At 59.8% G+C, this 20,813-nt stretch carries 17 protein-coding genes; 16 read left to right on the top strand and 1 reads right to left on the bottom strand.

Annotation, left to right across the window (positions count from 1 at the left end; genetic code table 11):
- Positions 1-202 precede the first annotated feature (202 nt).
- The 12 genes from PSEBG33_RS12935 (at position 203) to PSEBG33_RS12880 (ending at position 12,653) form a co-directional block, all read left to right on the top strand.
- Entirely contained in the window at positions 203-931 is a 729-nt protein-coding gene (locus PSEBG33_RS12935) for an AraC family transcriptional regulator (protein ID WP_005788479.1), read from the top strand.
- Between the two features lie 182 nt (positions 932-1,113).
- Complete coding sequence (locus PSEBG33_RS12930; RefSeq protein WP_087945285.1) at positions 1,114-2,178, top strand: SDR family oxidoreductase; 1,065 nt, start codon at positions 1,114-1,116, stop codon at positions 2,176-2,178.
- On the top strand, positions 2,175-3,434 hold the full coding sequence (locus tag PSEBG33_RS12925; RefSeq protein WP_005788481.1) for an aspartate aminotransferase family protein: 1,260 nt from the start codon (positions 2,175-2,177) through the stop codon (positions 3,432-3,434). The genes PSEBG33_RS12930 and PSEBG33_RS12925 overlap by 4 nt, the downstream gene beginning before the upstream one ends.
- A 15-nt stretch (positions 3,435-3,449) precedes the next feature.
- On the top strand, positions 3,450-3,893 hold the full coding sequence (locus tag PSEBG33_RS12920) for a type II toxin-antitoxin system RatA family toxin (protein ID WP_005788482.1): 444 nt from the start codon (positions 3,450-3,452) through the stop codon (positions 3,891-3,893).
- Between the two features lie 3 nt (positions 3,894-3,896).
- Positions 3,897-5,039 carry an acyl-CoA dehydrogenase family protein gene (locus PSEBG33_RS12915; RefSeq protein ID WP_005788483.1) on the top strand — a complete coding sequence of 381 codons (1,143 nt, stop codon included), beginning with the start codon at positions 3,897-3,899 and terminating at the stop codon, positions 5,037-5,039.
- Positions 5,036-5,863 (top strand): SDR family NAD(P)-dependent oxidoreductase, encoded by an 828-nt coding sequence (locus tag PSEBG33_RS12910; RefSeq protein ID WP_005788484.1) that lies wholly within the window; start codon positions 5,036-5,038, stop codon positions 5,861-5,863. The genes PSEBG33_RS12915 and PSEBG33_RS12910 overlap by 4 nt, the downstream gene beginning before the upstream one ends.
- Before the next feature lie 10 nt (positions 5,864-5,873).
- The gene (locus PSEBG33_RS12905; RefSeq protein WP_005788485.1) at positions 5,874-6,833 is read left to right on the top strand and encodes a fatty acid desaturase family protein; all 960 of its coding nucleotides are present in this window, start codon (positions 5,874-5,876) and stop codon (positions 6,831-6,833) included.
- Positions 6,834-6,879: 46 nt separating this feature from the next.
- Entirely contained in the window at positions 6,880-7,695 is an 816-nt protein-coding gene (locus PSEBG33_RS12900) for a DUF3050 domain-containing protein (protein ID WP_005788486.1), read from the top strand.
- 29 nt (positions 7,696-7,724) lie between these two features.
- Entirely contained in the window at positions 7,725-8,792 is a 1,068-nt protein-coding gene (locus tag PSEBG33_RS12895) for an HlyD family secretion protein (protein WP_005788487.1), read from the top strand.
- Entirely contained in the window at positions 8,789-10,306 is a 1,518-nt protein-coding gene (locus PSEBG33_RS12890; RefSeq protein WP_005788488.1) for a DHA2 family efflux MFS transporter permease subunit, read from the top strand. Before PSEBG33_RS12895 ends, PSEBG33_RS12890 begins: the two co-directional genes overlap by 4 nt.
- Before the next feature lie 22 nt (positions 10,307-10,328).
- On the top strand, positions 10,329-11,672 hold the full coding sequence (locus tag PSEBG33_RS12885) for a TolC family outer membrane protein (protein ID WP_005788489.1): 1,344 nt from the start codon (positions 10,329-10,331) through the stop codon (positions 11,670-11,672).
- Between the two features lie 84 nt (positions 11,673-11,756).
- Positions 11,757-12,653 carry a LysR substrate-binding domain-containing protein gene (locus PSEBG33_RS12880; protein WP_005788490.1) on the top strand — a complete coding sequence of 299 codons (897 nt, stop codon included), beginning with the start codon at positions 11,757-11,759 and terminating at the stop codon, positions 12,651-12,653.
- A 2-nt stretch (positions 12,654-12,655) separates the two neighbouring features.
- Here the strand turns inward: PSEBG33_RS12880 and PSEBG33_RS27405 are convergent, their stop codons facing one another.
- The gene (locus PSEBG33_RS27405) at positions 12,656-13,111 is read right to left on the bottom strand and encodes a hypothetical protein (RefSeq protein WP_032803562.1); all 456 of its coding nucleotides are present in this window, start codon (positions 13,109-13,111) and stop codon (positions 12,656-12,658) included.
- Positions 13,112-13,487: 376 nt separating this feature from the next.
- Between PSEBG33_RS27405 and mexE the strand changes: the two genes are divergently transcribed.
- From mexE to PSEBG33_RS27410, 4 genes are all read left to right on the top strand, one after another.
- Positions 13,488-14,729 (top strand): multidrug efflux RND transporter periplasmic adaptor subunit MexE, encoded by a 1,242-nt coding sequence (gene mexE, locus PSEBG33_RS12875; RefSeq protein WP_005788491.1) that lies wholly within the window; start codon positions 13,488-13,490, stop codon positions 14,727-14,729.
- A gap of 15 nt (positions 14,730-14,744) precedes the next feature.
- Positions 14,745-17,924 carry an efflux RND transporter permease subunit gene (locus PSEBG33_RS12870; RefSeq protein ID WP_005788492.1) on the top strand — a complete coding sequence of 1,060 codons (3,180 nt, stop codon included), beginning with the start codon at positions 14,745-14,747 and terminating at the stop codon, positions 17,922-17,924.
- The gene (locus PSEBG33_RS12865) at positions 17,921-19,336 is read left to right on the top strand and encodes an efflux transporter outer membrane subunit (protein WP_005788493.1); all 1,416 of its coding nucleotides are present in this window, start codon (positions 17,921-17,923) and stop codon (positions 19,334-19,336) included. The genes PSEBG33_RS12870 and PSEBG33_RS12865 overlap by 4 nt, the downstream gene beginning before the upstream one ends.
- Positions 19,337-19,615: 279 nt before the next feature.
- On the top strand, positions 19,616-20,140 hold the full coding sequence (locus tag PSEBG33_RS27410; protein ID WP_032803564.1) for a hypothetical protein: 525 nt from the start codon (positions 19,616-19,618) through the stop codon (positions 20,138-20,140).
- Positions 20,141-20,813: the final 673 nt, after the last annotated feature.

Below are 20,813 nucleotides of genomic sequence, written 5' to 3' on the forward strand. Positions count from 1 at the left end.
TGATCATTGATGGCGAATTGCCATTTTCTTATGATCGGGTCGTGACGATAGATTTTCAAGGCCGACCTGAGCGATTTTAGGTTCATTGCTTGCTTGAGATCCTAAAAGCGCAGGTCACCGCGCGTCGCGCTTGAATCCAGCCCTGCGCAGGCCTACCCTGCACGCGTCAAACAATCACCCAACACGTCAAGGAAGACTTCAAATGTGGGATGGCAGCGTTACCTTTGGCGACTCGTGGGCCGGCTACATTGGCCGTGCGGATCAAAACACTGCTCACTCCCATGTCGCTATCCAACTGTGCATCGGCGTAGGTCAACCCGCCACCCTTGAGCTGCCCGGAAGGGTGCTCCGTGCGGCAGGTGTGATCATCGGCCCCAACGTCGAACACCGTGCCGTGGCGGAGAGTCATCCGGTAGCGTTCTTATATGTCAGCCCGGACACGGCGTTGGGCCGTGCACTCAATGCGTTGCTCCAGGACGATGGGATCGCCCTGGCCAGTGATGAACTGCTGGCGTGCTTTCGTCGTAGCACATCCCTGTCGCACTTTGTCGACGCCCTCTCGCGTTTGCTGGCAATTACCCCGCCGATCGACCATAGGCTCCACAAAGCCCTGAATATTTTGCGCCTGGACCGCGACGGACCAGGTTGCGTCAGTCGCGCTGCCCAGGCGGTGGGGTTGTCCAGCCCCCGGTTGCGCTGCGTCGCCACCCACCAGATGGGGGTTTCCCTCTCCCAGTGGATCATCTGGAACAAATTGGAACGGGCCTCCAAATCCCTGGCCGGCGGTTCGACGTTATCGGACGCCGCCGCCGACGGCGGTTTCTCCGACCAGGCGCATCTGGCTCGCATGATGCGCCGCATGATTGGCATGACGCCGCGCACCGCCGCTGAGGTTTTGCGTAAGACAAGCGTTTCGTTCAAGACGCACTGATATCAAAACGCCAATATCGATCGCATCTTATTCGCGACAACGTTAAGCGCTGATCACCTCCTCCCAGAGCACCTCAGCGCCACCGAAAGTGAATAGAAGAGTGTTCGCCCGGGGCACCTGTGCCTGCAATTCGGCGAAACGCACCATGAATTCTTTCGATGAGTCCGCAGGAAGCGCCCTACATGTCAGCACAGCAAAAACTAACCGTCCTTCTCACTGGAGGCTCAGGGGTGCTCGGTGAGTCACTGATCGACTGCCTGGCAGAGGACTTTCACCTGGTCTGCCTAGCGCGCAAAAGCCGTATCCGCGATCCCCGAGTGGAAGTGCTCAAGGGTGATATTTGCAGCGCTGACCTGGGCTTGGCCAGCGACGTTTATGCGGCGCTGGTTGAGCGTGTCGACTGGGTGATCCACGCCGCGGCGGTGACGCGCCTGGACGGTGATATCGATCAGATCTTCTCGGTGAACTACCTCGGCACCGAAAACGTCGTGGCCTTCGTGCAGCAAGCCAAGGTGCCGCTGTATCACATCAGCACCGCCTTTACCCACCCTTGCGACTATTACGAAGGCGTGCAAGCGGAAACGCCATACGAAGTTGCCAAGCGCCAGGCAGAAACCCTGGTGCGCTCGGCTGGCATCGATGTGTCGATCTTTCGTCCGTCCATCATTATCGGTGACGCCAGCACCGGGCATATGCCCAACTTTCAGGGTTTCCATATGACCATGGGGCTGATGATGTCTGGCGTACTGCCCATCGTACCCTGCCCGCCTGCTGGCTATGTCGACCTGATCGCCCGTGACGTCGCGGCCCGAGCGATTGCCAACGCGCTGCACCAGCGTTTGATCGGCGACGACTACTTTCTCACCAGCGGCCCACAGGCTCTGGATCTGACGGGGCTGCTGGACCTGATGTGCCAATCCATGGAAGCCCAGAGGCAACCCTTCACACGGCCACGCTGCATGGCGCCGGATATTTACGAACGGTTGATCCGCCCGGTATTTCTGCCGGCGCTGAGCGGCAATATCCAGGCTGCCCTGACCCGTGCCACCCAGTTGTGCCGCTATGCCTGCCTGCGCACGCCACTGCCCACTTCATTGCCGCAGTTACTCGGTGAGCCGGCGTTCAGCCAGCGTGATGTTGGCCGCGAGTTGCTGCTGTCGCTCAACCACCTGGCACCCAAGCTGGGGGCACTGACGCGCATGCTCAAGCAGCCGGTGACACCGAACACAGAAGTGAGCGTGGCATGAACCCGACAGTCATCGACCCCACCCTCGACGCCGCACAGGTCGACCAATACCTGCGCCAACACGTCAACTCGGGCTACGCACGCCTCGCTTCGCTGATGAACCTGCCGATCGAGCAATCCAGCCGTGGCGTCTACATCTACGACGAGCAAGGCCGTCAATACCTGGATGCAGGCGGCTATGGCGTGTTTTTCCTCGGCCATGGCCACCCGGTCGTCGTGGAAGCGGTTACCCGGCAACTGCAGCAAAACGCTTTGGCGAGCAAGTTGTTGCTCAACCCGCAACAGGCCTTTGCTGCCCACGCTCTGGCGGCACTGTGCCCGGGTGACCTGGACTATGTGTTCTTTTGCAATTCAGGCGCCGAGGCCACCGAAGCCGGCTTGAAACTTGCGCGCCTCAACGGTTGCCGCCGTACGCTGTCGACCTTCGGGGGGTTCCACGGCAAGACCCTCGGTGCCCTCGCCGTCACCGGCCGCGAGAGCTACCGAGAACCCTTCAGTGGGTTGCTCAGCGACAGCGAATTCGTGCCGTTTGGCGACAGCGTCGCACTTGAGCAGCAACTACGCGCATCGCCGGACAAGGCCTGCGTGATCCTAGAACCGATCCAGGCCGAAGCCGGGGTAATTCTGCCGCCATCGGGTTACCTCAGGCGTGTGCGCGAGCTGTGCAATCAGTATGGCGCCGTGCTGATTATCGACGAGATCCAATCTGGCCTGGGCCGCACCGGCTATTGGTGGGGCTGTGACCAGGAACAGGTGGTGCCCGACATCATGCTGGTAGGTAAAAGCCTGTCCGGCGGTTGCGTACCGGTGAGCGCCATGGTCGCCAGCGCCACGATCTATGCGCCGTTCAATCGCAACCCTACGGTCCACACCTCGACCTTCGGCGCCAACCCGCTGGCCATGGCGGCCGTGCAGGCCACGCTGCAAGTGATGGTGCAAGAAGACCTGGTCGCGCGTGCCCGGCTACTGGGCCAGGACCTGCACGCCCGCTTCAGCGCGCTGTTGCAACAAAGAGGTTGGGCCGAACGTGTGCAGCTGCGCAGTGCAGGTTTGCTGTTGGGCTTTGAGTTCGCCGAGGCCTCAATCGCCGCCAATATGGTCATGGCCCTGATCGAGCAACGCATCATTGTGTGCCACTCGCTCAATGATCATCGCGTGATAAGGCTCACGCCGTCGCCATTGCTGACGGCCCAGGATTGCAACTGGTTGATCGACGGCTTCGCCCAGGCGCTGACCACTTCCATGCCATCCCTTTAAATGGAGTTTTCCCCCATGCAAGAAGTCAACGTGCAGGCCCATATTCCCCATGCCTGCGCTGATGAAGTATTTGCGGTGATCAGCGATTTCAGCAATTACGTCGAGCTCTGCGAGTCGGTGCGCAATATCAGCATCAACAAGGTCAGCGACCAGGTGTCGTTTACGTCCTGGGAGGTCAACTTCCACAGCGGCATTCTCAAGTGGCAGGAGCGTGACACCTTCAATGCCGACACCCGGGAAATTCATTTCGAGCAAATGGCCGGCGACGTCGATCACTTCTCCGGAACCTGGCACGTCTTGCCGGACGGCAAGGACGCGATCATCTCCTTCAAATCGCGCTTCGACCTGGGCCTGCCGATGCTCGCGGACATGCTCGACCCTGTGGCCAAACAAGCCATCCGGGACAACATTCACTCGATCATCACCGGCCTGTTTCCGGCGAGCTACTTGAAGGCCTGAACCATGTCACTGTCGTTACTGAATCGCTCACGCGATCTGCTTCAACGCTACGCCCCTGGTTTTGACGAGCGCCTGGCGGCCATTCCTCCGGCCCAGCGTGAGGCGCCACAGAGCGAGATCATCGCCCTGTTCAAGCAACATGGCCCGGTGGGGTTGCTGGTCAACCGCGAAGCCGGCGGGCTGGGCGCGAATATCCTTGATGCGGTGCATGTGCAGATCGCCCTGGGGGCCCGCTCGCCCTCGCTGGCGGTGGCCAGCACCATGCACCAGTTTTCCGTGGCGAGCTTATTGGCACTCACGCAGAACGGTGGCGGCGCCGAAGGCCTGTTGCTGGCTGCCGTCGCGCAAAAACGCTTGTTGCTGTCTTCGGGGTTTGCCGAGGGCACCAGCGGAGCGGGCATTCTCGACTCGGCCATGCAAGCGGTGCACACCCCAGAGGGGGTGTTACTCAGCGGCAGCAAGAAGCCCTGCTGCCTCGGACAGTCGATGGACTTGCTCACCGCCAGCTATATCCGCCAAACCCCTGGCGGCGAAGAGCTGATGGTCGCATTGATTCCGGCCACTGCGCCGGGCATCAGCCGCAACCCCTTCTGGCAGAACAGCGCCCTGGCCGGCGCTGAAAGCATCGAAGTACGCCTCAACGAAGTGCTGGTGCCCGAGCGCATGGTGTTTTCCGCCGGTTACACCCACCAGCTGGGCGACGTGCAAACCGTAGGTTTTATCTGGTTCGAACTGCTGATTTGCGCATCCTATGTGGGTGCCTGCGCCGGCCTGATCGAGTCGGTCACAGACGCCGCCCGCTGGACCGCGCATCACCGCGTGGACCTGGCAGCCGACCTGCAGTTGGCGATCAGCGCGCTGGAAGGTGCGGCCCTGGATATCGAGCGCAACCCACAGGACTTGCCTAACGTGCTGGCCCGTCTGCTGCTGGTGCGTTACGGCATCGAGCAACGCCTTGCCCAGCTCTCCGACCAGGCTCACGCCATGTTGGGCGGGATGGCGTTCATCACCAGCAACCTGAGCTCCAACGGGTTGATGGCCTGCCGCGGTTTGCAATTTCATCCACCGGCCAGGATCTCGATGGCGACCAACCTTGACACCTACTTGTCCGCATCAACCTTCAGCATGACCGGAGCGCACTCATGAACCTGCTCGGAAAAACCATTGTTATCACCGGTACCGCGCGCGGCCTGGGTTTCGCAGCGGCCTGCAAACTCAAGCAACTGGGCGCCACCGTGATTGGCCTCGACATCCTCGCACCGCAAGACAGCGGTCTGCTGGACGCGTTTTATCAAGTCGACCTGTGCGACCGCCACGCCGTGGCCAACGTGATCAGCGCTATCAGCACCGATTTCGGCGACATCGACATTCTGGTCAATAACGCCGGCACCCTGACGCTGGAACGCGGCGAAACCGGCGTCACCGATGAGGTGACCCGCGCGGTGGATGTCAACCTGTTCGCGCCTTGGCAACTGACTTCGGGGTTCCTGCCGGGGTTGCTGCGAAAGCGCGGCAAAGTGGTCAACGTGTCCTCACTGTTCGCGCTGGTGAATGCGCCCTACGTGGCCGCCTATGCTGCGAGCAAACGTGCGCTGAGCGCTTATTCGGATGTGCTGCGTATGCAGTATCGCGGGGAACTTGACGTGGTCACGGTGTACCCGGGGTTCATCGACACGGCGATCCACTTGCCCGCGCAGCGTGTTGGCCTGTCGGTCAAACGCCTGGTGACCTTCAAGTGGGGTGACAAGACCCTGCTGTCCCTCGAAGAAAAGCTGGATGCCGCCGCGAACGGCCTGGTACGTGCCTGCCAGAAAAATGGCCTGCGCAACCGGGGGCTGACGTTCATGGGCACGCTGGCCATGTATACCGCACGCAGCGCGCCGAGCGTGGTGGATGGCTTTATCGCCATGCGCCTGCGCACGCTCACGCGCGGCGGCCACCTGGTGCTCAACCCTGAACTGATCGAGTAAGCCGTCGCCAATGGCCAGCCACCTGCACCCCAAGCCCCAGGTCCGCCTCGACCGCGCCTTGTTCAAGGCCCGGCCGAGGGAGTCCTTGCTGATCATCGCCTATGCCTTGAGCCTTTACCTTTTGCCACTGGCACTGTTTGTGTGGGTGGCGACCACAGCTTCCACCCTGTGGACGCTGGTGTGTTTGCCGTTGGTGGTATTGGCGGGATACGGGTTATTTCTGCAAGCGATCCTTGGGCATGAAGGTTTCCACTTCAACCTGAGTGCGAACCCCATGCGCAGTTGCTACCTGGGCATTGCCACCAGTTCGCTGCTGCCGGGGTTCTGTGTGACCGGTTACTTCGTAGACCATTGGCAACACCACCGTTACAGCAACAGCACGAAGGACCCGGACTACCAGCTCTTTTCGCGTTACCACACACTGGCAAGCCGCATCACCCTGTCGCGCTTGATCGCCACCCTGCGTTATCTGCAGACCACCTGGCGCCTGGCGTTCGGGCCATTGGGCAATCCCTCGGCGCTGCCATTGAGTTCGGTGCAGGTGCAACGGCTGGCGCGCTGCAATATCGCCTGCCAAGTCGTATGGCTCAGCCTTTATGGGCTGGCCATATGGCTCATCGACGGGTTGCTGCTGGGGTTTTCCTTGAGCCTGGCGGTGGCGTTCATGCTGTCGGCGGTCAATGCCTATCAGGAACATGCTTTCGACGCAGGCCCGCACTTGCCGCCAGCGCGTTCACGCACTTCGCGCCTCAACACCTGGCTGCACGCAGGTTCGAACTTTCACCTGGAACATCATTTTTACCCCGCGGTGCCTTGCTGGCGACTGCCCAAGGTACACCGTCAACTGCTGGACGCGGGGTGGTACGAAGACCGGCAATTCCTGCTGGAAAAGCACTTCGTGCGGTCTTTCCGGTATGCCACCGGGCGCCACCCCTACCGTACAAACACGGTCAACGACACACACCCTTAATTTCCGCTGGATTTTGAGCCTGACCCTTCAGGCCGCAGGAGCACGCATGCCTTTTGATATCGATAGCCACATTGAAACCGAGCGCGAGCAGCTGTTCGGTCACCCCTTGTTCGCCAATATCCGCACCGTAGAAGACGTGCGCACCCTGATGGAATTTCACGTGTTCGCCGTCTGGGACTTCATGACCTTGCTCAAGCGTATCCAGCGCGACCTCACCTGCGTGGAGTTGCCCTGGGTACCGCCGGTACACATCACCGCCGCCCGCCTGATCAACGAAATCGTGGTCGGGGAAGAGACCGACGAGCATCCCGAGGGCGGTTTTATCAGCCACCTGGACCTGTACCTCGCGGCCATGGATGAAATCGGCGCCGACAGCAGCGTATTCCGCCGCTTCCTGGCCGCTATCCAGGCCAAGGTGCCTCTGGCTACGGCGCTCAACAACCCGGAGATTCCAACGGCCGCCAAAGTGTTCATGTGCCAGACCCTCGATGTTGCGCAACACGGCAGCACCGAAGCGGTCCTGGCGTACTTCTTCTTCGGGCGTGAAGACATCATCCCCGACATGTTTGGCCGCCTGCTGTCGCAATGGTCGGTCAGCGAAAACGAGGTACCGATGCTCACGTATTACTTGAAGCGCCACATCGAGATGGATGGTGACGATCATGGCCCGGCGGCCAAACGCATCATCGCCGAAATCGTCACCAGCCCCGCGCAACACCTGCACATGATCGAGAGCGCCAAGACCGCGATCAACTCACGGATTGACCTGTGGAATGGCGTGCATCAGTTCCTGCTGGACAAGGCCCAGCCCACTGGGGCTCGCCCTATGCGGGAGGTCCACGCCGTTTCTGAGCCTGCTTGACCTCAACGCGCATCGACAGGGAGTACCACATGACCAAAGGCAAGTTGATAAAACTGACGCTGTGCGGCGTCGTGGTCGGCGGGTTGCTGATACTGGGCTGGCAGCGCTGGCAGTATTCCAGCACCTACGTGAGTACCGACAACGCCGAACTCGACGGGGTGATCATCCCGGTACGGGCCAAGCTCTCGGGCGTGGTGATCAGTGTGCCGGTGGTGGACAACGTCACGGTACAAAGCGGCGACCTGCTGTTTCAGATCCGCGACAGCGAATACCGCTACCAGCTGCAGCAGCGCGAAGCACAGTGGCAAGCGCTGCTCGCCGCCGCCGGGCGCGCAGGCGTGCCGGGGGCGTTGGACAGCCAGGTGCTCGGTGCGGTGGCCATGCGTGAGGCCGCGCAAGCGGCCCTGGCTCAAGCGAGCGCCAACCTTGAGCAAGCGCGCAACGACTACCAGCGTGCCCGTCGCCTCGGCGCCCAAGGCGTGCTGAGCACCCAGGACCTGGAAGTGGCCAAGGCGCGTTTCGACGCCCTCAGCCACGCCCAGGGGGTAGCGCGCAGCAACGCCCAGGCCGCCGCTCAAAGTACCTTGGCCAACAAGGCCGAACTCAAGGTGCAGGACTATCGGATCGCGGCCGCGCAAGCGGAGCTGGAACAATCCAGGATCCAGCTCAACGACACCCGCCAGACCGCGCCGATGCGCAGCATTGTCTCGAAAAAAGAAGTGGAGCCTGGCCAGTTTGTGGTCGCCGGCCAAAAGCTCATGAGCCTGATCGCCACCGAACCGCTGTGGATTACCGCCAACTTCAAGGAGACCCAGGTAGGCCGCGTGCGCGTCGGCCAGAATGCCCGAGTTACGGTGGACGCCTTCCCCGGGCACGCCTTCGACGGCGTCGTCGAAAGCCTGGCACCGGCCACCGGGGCGAAGTTCTCGTTGCTGCCCCAGGAGAATGCCACGGGAAACTTCACCAAAGTGGTGCAGCGCGTGCAGGTACGCATCGCGCTCAATGATGTCCCGGATGACTACAAGTCGCTGTTGAGCCCGGGCATGAGCGCGTTCGTCGAAGTGGCCGCACCTGACGACACCGGCCAGACGCTATGAGGTCGCCCTACCTGATTGCGTTTACCGTCACGCTGGTCTCGATGATGGAGTTGCTAGATGTCACCATCGTCAACGTCGCGATTCCCAGCCTGATGGGCACTTACGGTGCATCGGTGGATGAAATCTCCTGGGTCTCCACCGGTTATGTGGTGGCCAACGTGGTGATTCTTCCGGTCAGTGGCTGGCTATCGGCGTGGTTCGGCCGGCGTACTTACTACCTGGTCTCTACCGCGCTGTTCGTACTGGCATCGTTGGGTTGCGCGATGTCTGCCGAACTCTGGCAACTGGTCGCGTTCCGGGTGCTGCAAGGCCTGGCGGGCGGCGGTTTGCTGGGGATATCCCAAGCCATCATCTACGACGTGTTCCCCAAGGAAAAGGTCAGCAGCGGCATGGCGCTGTACGGCGTGGGCGTGATGATGGGGCCGACCCTCGGCCCGACCGTCGGCGGCTACCTGATCGACACCTTGTCGTGGCACTGGATCTTCTTGATCAACTTGCCGATCGGGGCCGTGGCCTTGTTGCTGTGCTGGCTGTGCATCAACGACTCGCCCAACGAACAAAAACCTTCCAGCGTCGACTACAGCGGCTTCTGCTTGCTGGCCCTGGGCGTCGGCAGCCTGCAGATCCTGCTGGAGCGCGGCGAGCACTGGGACTGGATGGCGTCCAACTGGACCGTGGCCTGCCTGTTGCTCAGCAGCTTCAGCCTGGTGGGCTTCTTCTGGTGGGAGCGGCGTGTGGCCAACCCGATCGTCAACGTCGCACTGTTCCAGAACCGCGAGTTCCTGATGGGTTGCATCTGCGCGTTTTGCGTGGGCTTCGGGCTGTACAGCACGTTGTTCATGGTGCCGCTGTTCTTGCAGACCCTGCTGGCGCAGAGCGCTTACCAGAGCGGGTTGGTGATTTTCCCCGGGGCGGTGGCCAGCGCCATCAGCACCTTGGTGATCGGCAAGCTGTCCCAGGAAAACAAGATCGACGAGCGTGTGTTCGTCACCCTGGGCATTGTCATGTACTGCTATGCGATGTTCCTGCACACCCAGTTCACCCTCGACAGCAACCCCGACTCGCTGTACTGGCCCTTGGTGATCCGCGGCCTGGGCCTGGGCATGATCTTTGTGCCGCTGACCAACCTGGCGATGCGCCGCCTGCCGCTGACATTGATCTCCGGTGCTTCGGGCGTACTCAACCTGATGCGCCAGTTGGGGGGCAGCGTGGGTATCGCCATCGCAGCCACCCTGCTCACACGGTTCTCGTGGGAACGCTACCGCCTGCTTTCCGAACATGTCACCGAATCGAGTCTGGTTGCCAGCGGCTGGGGAGGCGTGGAAACCGACCCGCTGTTTCTTTCCCTGGGCCTGGCGAGCCATCAACAAGCCCTGGCGCTGATGCCCTACATGCAAGCGCGCGAACAAGGGCAAATGCTGGCGTTCAGCATGCTGTTCGGCACCTTGGGAGCGGTAATGGCCATTGGTATTCCCATGGTGCTGATGATGCGCAGAAGCCACATCAGTCGATAAATCTTTCAGTGGAGCACACCCCTTGCGTATTCCAGGCCTGCATCTCAACACCGCCCCCCTGCTCATGCCTCTGTATTGGCTGGCACTCGCCTGCGCGCCCACCCAGGTATCGGCAAATGACTTGTACCACCTGTACCAGAAGGCACTGACCCACGACATGCAGTTCGCCGCCGCACAGGCCCAGCAATTGGCCACGGCAGAAAAGGAACCGCAAAGCCGTGCCAACCTGCTGCCAGACCTGTCTGTCACCGGCGGCGCGGCCTGGGTCGATGCCGAGGACTCTTCCGATTATCATCGCAATCGCAATAACACCAACGCCTACGCGGTGGTCCTCACACAGCCGCTGCTGCGTTGGCAGAATGTGATCGCCCACGACCAAAGCAAACTGTTGATCAGCGCCAGTGAACTGCACACTGAACAGGCGCGCCAAGCGCTGATGCTGCGCGTTGCCCGCGCTTATTTCGACGTGCTGCTCAATCAGGAACTGTTGAACACCCGCACACAACAGCTACAAACCCTGCGCGAGAGCCAGACGCGCAGCCAGCGCCTGCTGGCCGACGGGGCCACCACCGCTAACGCGCTCGCGCAGGTTCAGGCCAAATACGACCAGGCATTCGCCGAACAGATTGCCGCCCGTGGTGCATTGGACATCGCCAACGAAACACTCACCCAATTGACTGCCGCACAGGCGGGGCCGTGGTCAGGCAAAGAGCCGCAGTTCAGTGCCCCGGTGCCCGCTGCCATCGATGATTGGGCCACGACCGCGCAACAGGGCAACCTCGCCGTACAGGCGGCGCAGATTGCCCAGCGCCTGGCCGAAATGGACATCGACAAGGAACGGGCCGGCCATTTACCCACCCTTGATCTGATCGCCGCCCATGGCCGCTTCGCCTCTGTCGGCGGTGATGTATACGATGTGACATTACCGGAAAATCGCTACAACCAGACCGTGGTCGGGGTCAAACTGAGCGTTCCGCTCTACAGCGGTGGCCGCACCAGCAGTCGCGTGCGCGAAGCCCATGCACTGCAAAGCAAGGCAGCGGACGAAGTCGAAGATGCACGCCGCAACGCCGGGATGAAGGCACGTCAGGCCTACCTGCAAGTCACTAACGGCATGAGCCAATATCAGGCACTCAAGCAGGCCTTGAACTCCAGCCAGATCAACCTCGCCGCCGTGACCCACGGCTTCGAAGCCGGTTCCCGCATCAACACCGACGTACTGGATGCCCAACAGAAAGTCACCGATACCCAACAGCGCCTGGCCCAACAACGCTATGCCATTCTAATGGCCCAGTTGCACCTGTTGGCGTCCACCGGCAACCTGAGCGATGCGCGCCTGCGTGAGGTCAGCCGTACACTGAACTGACGCGCGGATGAAAGCGCTGACATTCGCTCAACGTAGGGCCTGAGTTGGATTAAGCTGGGGCATCTCAAAAATGGAACACTGCCCATGTTCGACCTGAACGAACTCTTCCTTTACGCCAAGGTGGTCGAGCACGGCGGCTTTGCTGCGGCGGGCCGAGCGTTGAACCTGCCCAAATCGACCCTGAGTCGCAGAGTCGGTCAGCTTGAGGCAAGGCTTGGGGCGCGGTTGATACAGCGTTCGACGCGCCAGTTCCAGGTTACCGATATCGGCCAGGCTTATTATCGACATTGTGTGGCGATGATTGCCGAGGCCGAGTCGGCAGAAGATGTGGTGGCCTTCAACAAATCAGAACCACGCGGCTTGATTCGCCTGAGTTGCACCACCGCGCTGCTCAACTATTGGGTGGCGCCGATGCTGGCTCAATTCATGGCGCAATGCGGTAATGTCGAACTGAATGTGAAGAGCTTCAACCGTAAGGTCGATGTGATTGCCGAGGGCTATGACCTTGCCTTGAGCCTGTGTTTCCCGCCCCTGGAAAGCAGTGAACTGGTGATGAAACTGCTCGGTAAAAGTACTCAGGTGCTGGTGGCGAGCGCGGCTTTTTTGCAGGACTATGCCCTGCCCTCGCAACCCGCCGACCTTGCCGGGCTGCCCACCGTGCACTGGGGCAACCTGATGATTCAGTACGTGTGGGAGCTGACCGGCCAGGATGGTGCGACGACGCAGATCCAGCACACGCCGCGCCTGGTCAGCGATGATGTGCCGACTTTGAAAAACGCGACACTGGCGGGAGTAGGCATCGCCAACCTGCCGTGGGTGGTGGTCAAGGAGGATGTCGCCGAGGGGCGCCTGGTTGTCTTGCTGCCTGAGTGGCAGCCCGTGCAAGGCGTTATCACGGCGGTATTTCCATCCCGGCGCGGGCTGATGCCGTCGGTGCGCGCCTTGATCGATTTTCTGGGTGAAGCGTTTGAAGCGCCGTGATTCTAACTAGCAGCCGTTTCATGAACTAAAGCTAGGCCAGCGACATCGTAGACCACACTGTCATATTCAAATGTCAGGTAAAACTGAGCCTTGATGGTATCTTTCTCACTCTCTTTGAATCTTTTTATTTTTAGTTTCCCGCTGTCCGCCTTGATGAGCGACGGTAAAGCAAAAGTAGCGGTGATACCTGCTTCATCCCTGCTCACGTCATGGTCGCCATCTTCTATAAGTCCCGGCATCTTGAGGGTGAGCAACTCAAATCGACCGGTCTCCTCTTCATGAAGGCTCCCACGAAGAATGAGAAAGCCATCGTCCGACTCATAGTAATGGAACGCTAACGCTTTCCAATATTCCTCAACCATTGGAAAGGGAGGAGCAAACATGAAATTAAAATAAACAGGGCTGGCTTTTGGATTCTTCATTGCGACGGAAAATTCGCTGGATTTGGTGTTTTTCATGGCGACCTTCCTGAGCTGATTGATTAGTCTACGTTTGCCATTGCAATAGCCCTGAGTGCATGAATATCACCCTACTCAAACACCGTTAATCAAACTACTGTCAGACTTCCCGGTTGACATCTGCGCCATGTGGTGCTCAGTGGCCTCTGATTGATTGAGCAACACACCTGCCCACCGATACCTATCCATGCAGCATCTGCAACAGTCTTTTGTCATCACTCCTATTGATAGCTCCCTAACGAAACCCCCATGCTAGAGGGCTAAGTGCGCGCTTATATCATTCCGAATGATAGTTACCTTTGCTTCATTCGATTCGTGACATAGCACCCCGCCGCGCATGATCCGCCCATCTCAAATACATTGGCGGATGCACCTCATGGAACAGTCACTCAAACTTTTGCGCTTCCCCCTGGCGATTCTGGCCGTGGTGGTGATGAGCGCGTGCGGCAAGTCTCCCGAACAAGCGGCCGCCATGCCCCCAGCCAAGGTCAGCGTGGCCAAGGTACTGGAACAGCCGGTCAACGAGTGGGACGAATTTACCGGACGGCTGGAAGCCCCGGAAACCGTGCAGATTCGTCCTCGGGTGTCCGGCCAGATTGACCAAGTCGCTTTTACTGAAGGCGCTTTGGTCAAGAAAGGCGACCTGCTGTTCCAGATCGACCCGCGCCCGTTCCAGGCCGAAGTGCGCCGTCTGGAAGCCCAGCTTGCACAGACGAAAGCCGCCGCCACCCGCAGTGAAAACGAAGCGCAACGCGGCGAACGCCTGCGCCAGAGCAATGCGATCTCCGCCGAACTGGCCGACTCGCGCACCACCGCCGCCCAGGAGGCCCGCGCCGCCATGGCCGGGATCCAGGCGCAGTTGGACCTGGCCCGCCTGAACTTGAGCTTTACCCGTGTCACTTCGCCGATCAGCGGCCGCGTCAGCCGTGCCGAAATCACGGCCGGCAACCTGGTGACCGCCGACACCACTGCGCTGACCAGTGTGGTGTCCACCGACAAGGTCTACGCCTACTTCGACGCCGACGAGCGTGTGTTCCTCAAGTACACCGAACTGGCCCGTGAAGGCCGTCGCGGCGCCACTACCCCGGTGTATCTGGGCCTGTCCAACGAAACCGGCAACCCGCACCTGGGCCAGATGAACTTCGTCGACAACCAGGTCAACCCGTCCACCGGCACCATCCGTGGCCGTGCGGTGTTTGACAACAGCAAGGGCGAATACACCCCTGGCCTGTATGCGCGCTTGAAGCTGGTCGGCAGCGGCACCTATTCCGCCGTGCTGATCAACGATGAAGCCGTCGGTACCGACCTGGGCAAGAAATTCGTGTTGGTGATGGAAGGCGACAAGCCGGCTTACCGCGCGGTGGAATTGGGGCCCAAGATCGAAGGCTTGCGCATCGTACGCAGCGGCCTGACCAAGGACGACACCGTGATCGTCAAGGGCCTGCAGCGTGTGCGCCCCGGCTCACCGGTCGCGCCGGAAACCATTCCGATGGCCAGCAAGGAAACCCTCGCCGCCTTGGCCCAACAACGACAAGCGCTTGAAGCCAGCAACCTGGAGCAAGTGGCGCCGGAAACGACTGCGCCCAAGCTCGCCAGCACTGCGACTCCACGCGGTTAAGGGATACGACTCAAGATGAATTTTTCCAAGTTCTTCATTTCGCGGCCGATCTTCGCAGCGGTGCTGTCGCTGTTGATCCTGATCGCGGGTGCAATCTCGCTGTTCCAACTGCCGATCAGCGAATACCCGGAAGTGGTGCCGCCGACTGTGGTGGTACGCGCCAACTTCCCGGGCGCCAACCCCAAAGTCATCGGCGAAACCGTGGCCGCACCGCTGGAGCAGGCCATCACGGGTGTCGAGAACATGCTGTACATGTCCTCGCAGTCCACCGCCGACGGCAAACTGACCCTGACTATCACCTTCGCCCTGGGCACCGACCTGGACAACGCGCAGGTGCAAGTGCAAAACCGTGTGACGCGGACTCAGCCAAAGCTGCCTGAGGAAGTGACACGCATCGGTATCACCGTGGACAAGGCTTCTCCCGACCTGACCATGGTGGTGCACTTGACCTCCCCGGATCAGCGTTACGACATGCTGTACCTGTCCAACTACGCGATCCTCAACATCAAGGACGAACTGGCCCGTTTGGGTGGCGTCGGCGACGTGCAGCTGTTCGGCATGGGTGACTACTCCCTGCGCGTATGGCTGGATCCGAACAAGACCGCCTCGCGCAACCTGACCGCCACCGATGTGGTCACGGCGATCCGCGAGCAGAACCGCCAGGTGGCTGCCGGTGCCCTGGGCGCCCAGCCTGCGCCGAGTGACACCAGCTTCCAGTTGTCGGTCAATACCCAAGGCCGCCTGGTCACCGAGGAAGAGTTCGAGAACATCGTGATTCGTGCCGGCGCCAACGGTGAAATCACGCGCCTCAAAGACATCGCCCGGGTCGAGCTGGGCTCCAGCCAATACGCGCTGCGCTCGTTGATCGATAACCAGCCCGCCGTTGCGATTCCGATTTTCCAGCGTCCCGGCTCCAATGCCATCGACATCTCCAATGATGTGCGCAGCAAGATGGCCGAGCTTAAAAAGAGCTTTCCGGCGGGGATGGATTACCGCATCGCCTATGACCCGACCATCTTTGTACGCGGCTCTATCGAAGCGGTGGTACACACCCTGTTCGAAGCACTGATCCTCGTGGTGCTGGTGGTGATCCTGTTCCTGCAGACCTGGCGCGCCTCGATCATTCCATTGGTGGCGGTGCCGGTGTCCTTGATCGGTACATTTGCGGTGATGCACCTGTTCGGGTTCTCGCTCAATGCCCTGTCATTGTTCGGCCTGGTACTGGCCATCGGTATCGTGGTGGACGACGCCATCGTGGTGGTGGAGAACGTCGAACGTAATATCGAGCTGGGCCTGGAACCGTTCCCGGCTACCGAAAAAGCCATGAGTGAGGTCACCGGTCCGATCATCGCCACCGCGCTGGTGCTGTGTGCGGTGTTTATCCCGGCCGCCTTTATCAGTGGCTTGACCGGGCAGTTCTACAAGCAGTTCGCCTTGACCATTGCGATCTCGACCGTGATCTCGGCGTTTAACTCACTGACGCTGTCCCCTGCCCTGGCCGCCGTGTTGCTGCGCGGTCACGATGCGCCGAAGGATCGCTTCTCGAAGTTCCTCGACAAACTCTTCGGTGGCTGGCTGTTCCGTCCCTTCAACCGCTTTTTCGAAAAGGCCAGCCATGGCTACGTGGGTACCGTACGCCGAGTGATTCGCGGCAGTGGTATTGCCCTGTTCGTATACGCCGGCCTGATGGTGCTGACATTCTTCGGGTTTGCTCACACCCCGACCGGTTTCGTACCGGCCCAGGACAAGCAATACCTGGTGGCCTTCGCCCAACTGCCCGACGCCGCGAGCCTGGACCGCACCGAAAACGTAATGAAGCGCATGTCGGAGATCGCCCTTAAACAACCCGGCGTGGAAGCTGCGATTGCCTTCCCCGGCCTGTCGATCAACGGCTTCACCAACAGCCCGAACAGCGGCATCGTGTTCGTGACCTTGAAGCCCTTTGATGAGCGTAAAGACGCGAGCATGTCCGCCGGTGCAATTGCCGGTGCACTGAACGGCCAATACGCCAACATTGAAGAAGCCTACATGGCGATCTTCCCGCCTCCGCCGGTACAAGGCCTGGGCACCATCGGCGGGTTCCGCCTGCAGATCGAAGACCGTGGCAACCTCGGCTATGACGAGCTGTACAAAGAAGTCCAGAACGTGATTGCCAAAAGTCACAGCGTGCCTGAACTGTTCGGCCTGTTCACCAGCTACACAGTGAACGTGCCGCAAGTCGACGCCGCCATCGACCGCGAAAAGGCCAAGACCCACGGCGTGGCGATCAGCGACATCTTCGATACGCTGCAGGTCTACTTGGGCTCGTTGTATGCCAACGACTTCAACCGCTTCGGGCGTACCTACCAGGTCAACGTGCAGGCCGAGCAGCAGTTCCGTCAGGACTCCGACCAGATCGGCCAGCTGAAAGTGCGTAACAACAAAGGCGAGATGATCCCCTTGGCGACCTTTATCAAGGTCAGCGACACCTCGGGCCCGGACCGCGTGATGCACTACAACGGCTTTATCACCGCTGAAATCAACGGCAACGCCGCACCGGGCTACAGCTCTGGCCAGGCCCAGGCTGCGATTGAAAAGCTGTTGAAGGATGAACTGCCCAACGGCATGACTTATGAGTGGACTGACCTGACCTATCAGCAAATCCTCTCGGGCAATACCGCGCTGTTCGTGTTCCCGCTCTGCGTGCTGCTGGCGTTCCTGGTACTGGCCGCCCAATACGAAAGCTGGAGCCTGCCGCTGGCGGTGATCCTGATTGTCCCGATGACGCTGCTGTCGGCCATTACCGGGGTGATCATCTCGGGCGGCGACAACAACATCTTCACCCAGATTGGCCTGATCGTACTGGTGGGCCTGGCCTGCAAGAACGCGATTCTGATCGTCGAGTTCGCCAAGGATAAACAAGCGGAGGGCCTCGACCCGCTGGCTGCGGTACTGGAAGCCTGCCGCCTGCGTCTGCGGCCGATCCTGATGACCTCGTTCGCGTTCATCATGGGTGTGGTGCCGTTGGTATTGTCCAGCGGTGCGGGTGCCGAGATGCGCCATGCCATGGGTGTGGCGGTGTTCTCCGGGATGATCGGTGTGACCTTCTTCGGTCTGTTGCTGACGCCAGTGTTCTACGTACTGATCCGTCGCTATGTTGAGCGCCAGCAAGCGCGCAAAGCGGCCAAGGCCTTGAAGCTGGAGACACAGCAATGAGTGTGAAAGTATTCCTGCCGAACTTGCTGGTACTGGCGCTCGCCGCCTGTGCCGTAGGCCCGGACTACAAGACCCAGCAACTGGAGGCGGCCAACATCACGGCCGCCGCCGACAGCAAAAGCTACGACCATGCCAAATACGAAGGCATCTGGTGGCAGCAGTTCGAAGACCCGACGCTCAACCAACTGGTAACCCAGTCGCTGAGCGGTAACCGCGACCTGCGCGTAGCCTTTGCCCGCCTGCGGGCGGCACGGGCTATCCGTGATGACGCGGCCAACGACATCATGCCAGTGGTCACCTCCCGCGCCAGCAGCGATGTGGGCAAGGGCCAGATCCCCGGCCAGACCACCAAGCGTGTCAACAGCGAGCGCTACGACCTGGGCCTGGACATGGCCTGGGAAGTGGATTTGTTCGGGCGCATCCGCCGCAACCTGGAAGCCAGCGACGCTGACCAACAGGTGGCCGAAGCCGATCTGTACCAACTGCAAGTCACCATGATCGCCGAACTGGTGGATGCCTATGGCCAACTGCGCGGGGCGCAACTGCGTGAACGCATCGCCCTGGACAACCTGAAGAACCAGCAGGAATCGCGCACTATCACCGTCAGCCTGCGTGATGCCGGCGTCGGTGATCAGCTCGACGTGGAGCGTGCCGATGCGCGCCTGGCGGCGGTGGAAGCCAGCGTGCCGCAACTACAGGCCGAACAAGTGCGCGAACGCAATCGCATCGCCACCCTCCTCGGCCAGCGCCCCGACAAGCTGAGCGTGGACCTGAGCCCCAAAGACCTGCCGGCGATTGCCAAGGCGCTGCCGATTGGCGACCCGGGGCAATTGCTGCAACGGCGCCCGGACATTCTCAGCGCCGAACGCAAACTGGCCGCCGCCACCGCGCGTATCGGCGTGGCCAAGGCCGACCTGTTCCCACGGGTCAGCCTCAGCGGCTTCCTCGGCTTTACCGCCGGGCGTGGTTCGCAGATCGGCTCGGCTGCAGCGAATGCCTGGTCCCTGGGCCCGAGCATTACCTGGGCCGCGTTTGACCTGGGCAGTGTGCGTGCGCGTTTGCGCGGTGCGAATGCCGAGGCCGACGGCGCCCTGGCAACCTACGAACAGCAAGTGCTGCTGGCCCTGGAAGAGTCCGAGAACGCCTTCAGCGATTACGGCAAGCGTCAGCAACGCCTGGTCTCGCTGATCCGCCAAAGCGAATCCAGCCGCGCCGCCGCCGACCTCGCCGCGATCCGCTACCGCGAAGGCACCGTGGACTTCCTGGTACTGCTCGACGCCCAGCGCGAACGCCTGGCCGCAGAGGACTCCCAGGCCCAGGCCGAAGTGGATCTGTATCGCGGCATTGTGGCGATCTACAAGGCGTTGGGTGGTGGCTGGCAACCGGATGCGGTGGTGGCCAGCAACAAGTGATGTAAAGAGCTCCTTTGGTTGGTCGCATCCAGCCAATTTTTAGCCCTGCGATCCATTCGGTCGCGGGGCTTTTTTTGTCAAGACTTCCTAAAATGTTGAAAGTAACTTCTGTAAGTCAAGTAAGAAGGCCTTTGTAGGCGATGTCCTAGTCCCGCGCTGTACCTCGCCGCCAGGCTTTAATGCCTCACAACCACCTCACATTTCAGGCGCCACGCGCCATTAAAGTAATACGCACACGCGTCGACAACGAAGTGTCACTTACTAATGGAGGAAGGCGACATGGCTATCTTGTTGACTGCTGAGCAGATGCCGTATACCAAGGCAACCAATGCGTTCGCGATCAAAAATCCAGAGCAGACAAGGAATGCATTCACAATTACAGAGAAGAAGGTGGCAGCTGACACCCTACAGCTCAATGACAACAATCAAATCACCCAGCTGAAGGCTTATTTGAAAGATTATGACATGACGTCTATTAGTTCAGATGACCTAAGAAAAGTAGGGCGCACACTATTTGAGCACGAAATGATTGATATCTATGCATTCAGAATGTTCATAGGTGGCAATTTGCATACCGATGCGAAAGGTGTTCCAACAGAGACGCACGTAAAATTCAATGCAATTGCCTTATTTAATGAGCGCCTGGTGGAGTACAGTGAGTTCCTGGAAGACAACCCTGCAACCGCAAACGAGCATACGTTGAGATGGCGGCAGGGAATGGTTGCCGCTAATCACGCCATGGGGGCACTGGTCTATTTTGTAAACTCTTCCAATACGGCCTTATCCATAGATGAAAAAGCTTGATTCAGATGCTCGCAAATAGTGCGCCAATAACCTCGTGGCGCACTGTTTAGCCTAACGACTCAGCGACCGTATCGTGCGGTGCCAGAGTAAGATTGCACCTCCGAACCAGAATTAATCATGACCACTCGATAGGTTCCAAACACACCTGAGAAGGACGTACTACTTCCAAAGGTTCCAGCAACATCTCCCCAGGAAGCCCCGCTCTGCTTTTGAATTATCAACTGCGGCGCCCTCCCCCCACCGCTTGCGGAAGCAGAAACATCAATGGTCGCACCAGCACACCCATTAGCGGACGTTATTGTGAACGGACCATAAACTGCCGTTTCCATGCCTGGCTGCAAAAGCCCGCTATAGCTATCAGTTATATACAGACACAAGGCAGACACCTGAGCAGAAAAAAGCATTAACGCGAGACACGGCAACGCAATAAGACCTTTCATAATCTCACCTCAAATCAATAAATAATTCATTTGAAAGCAGCTGATCACTTTATTTGCCCATAAGCGCACTTCACGATAAAACCACGGATCCCACTACGCGAAGTTCAATGTTCACCAAGCAGACATTAAGTGCCCGAAAACATGGATAGGAACACGTTGCTTACAGTGCACGAAATCAAGCGCCAAATATGCCGGCCGCGTCCTAAAATATCGAAGGAGCGTTCTGTCATACT

The organism is Pseudomonas synxantha BG33R (assembly GCF_000263715.2).
Lineage (GTDB): Bacteria > Pseudomonadota > Gammaproteobacteria > Pseudomonadales > Pseudomonadaceae > Aquipseudomonas > Aquipseudomonas synxantha_A.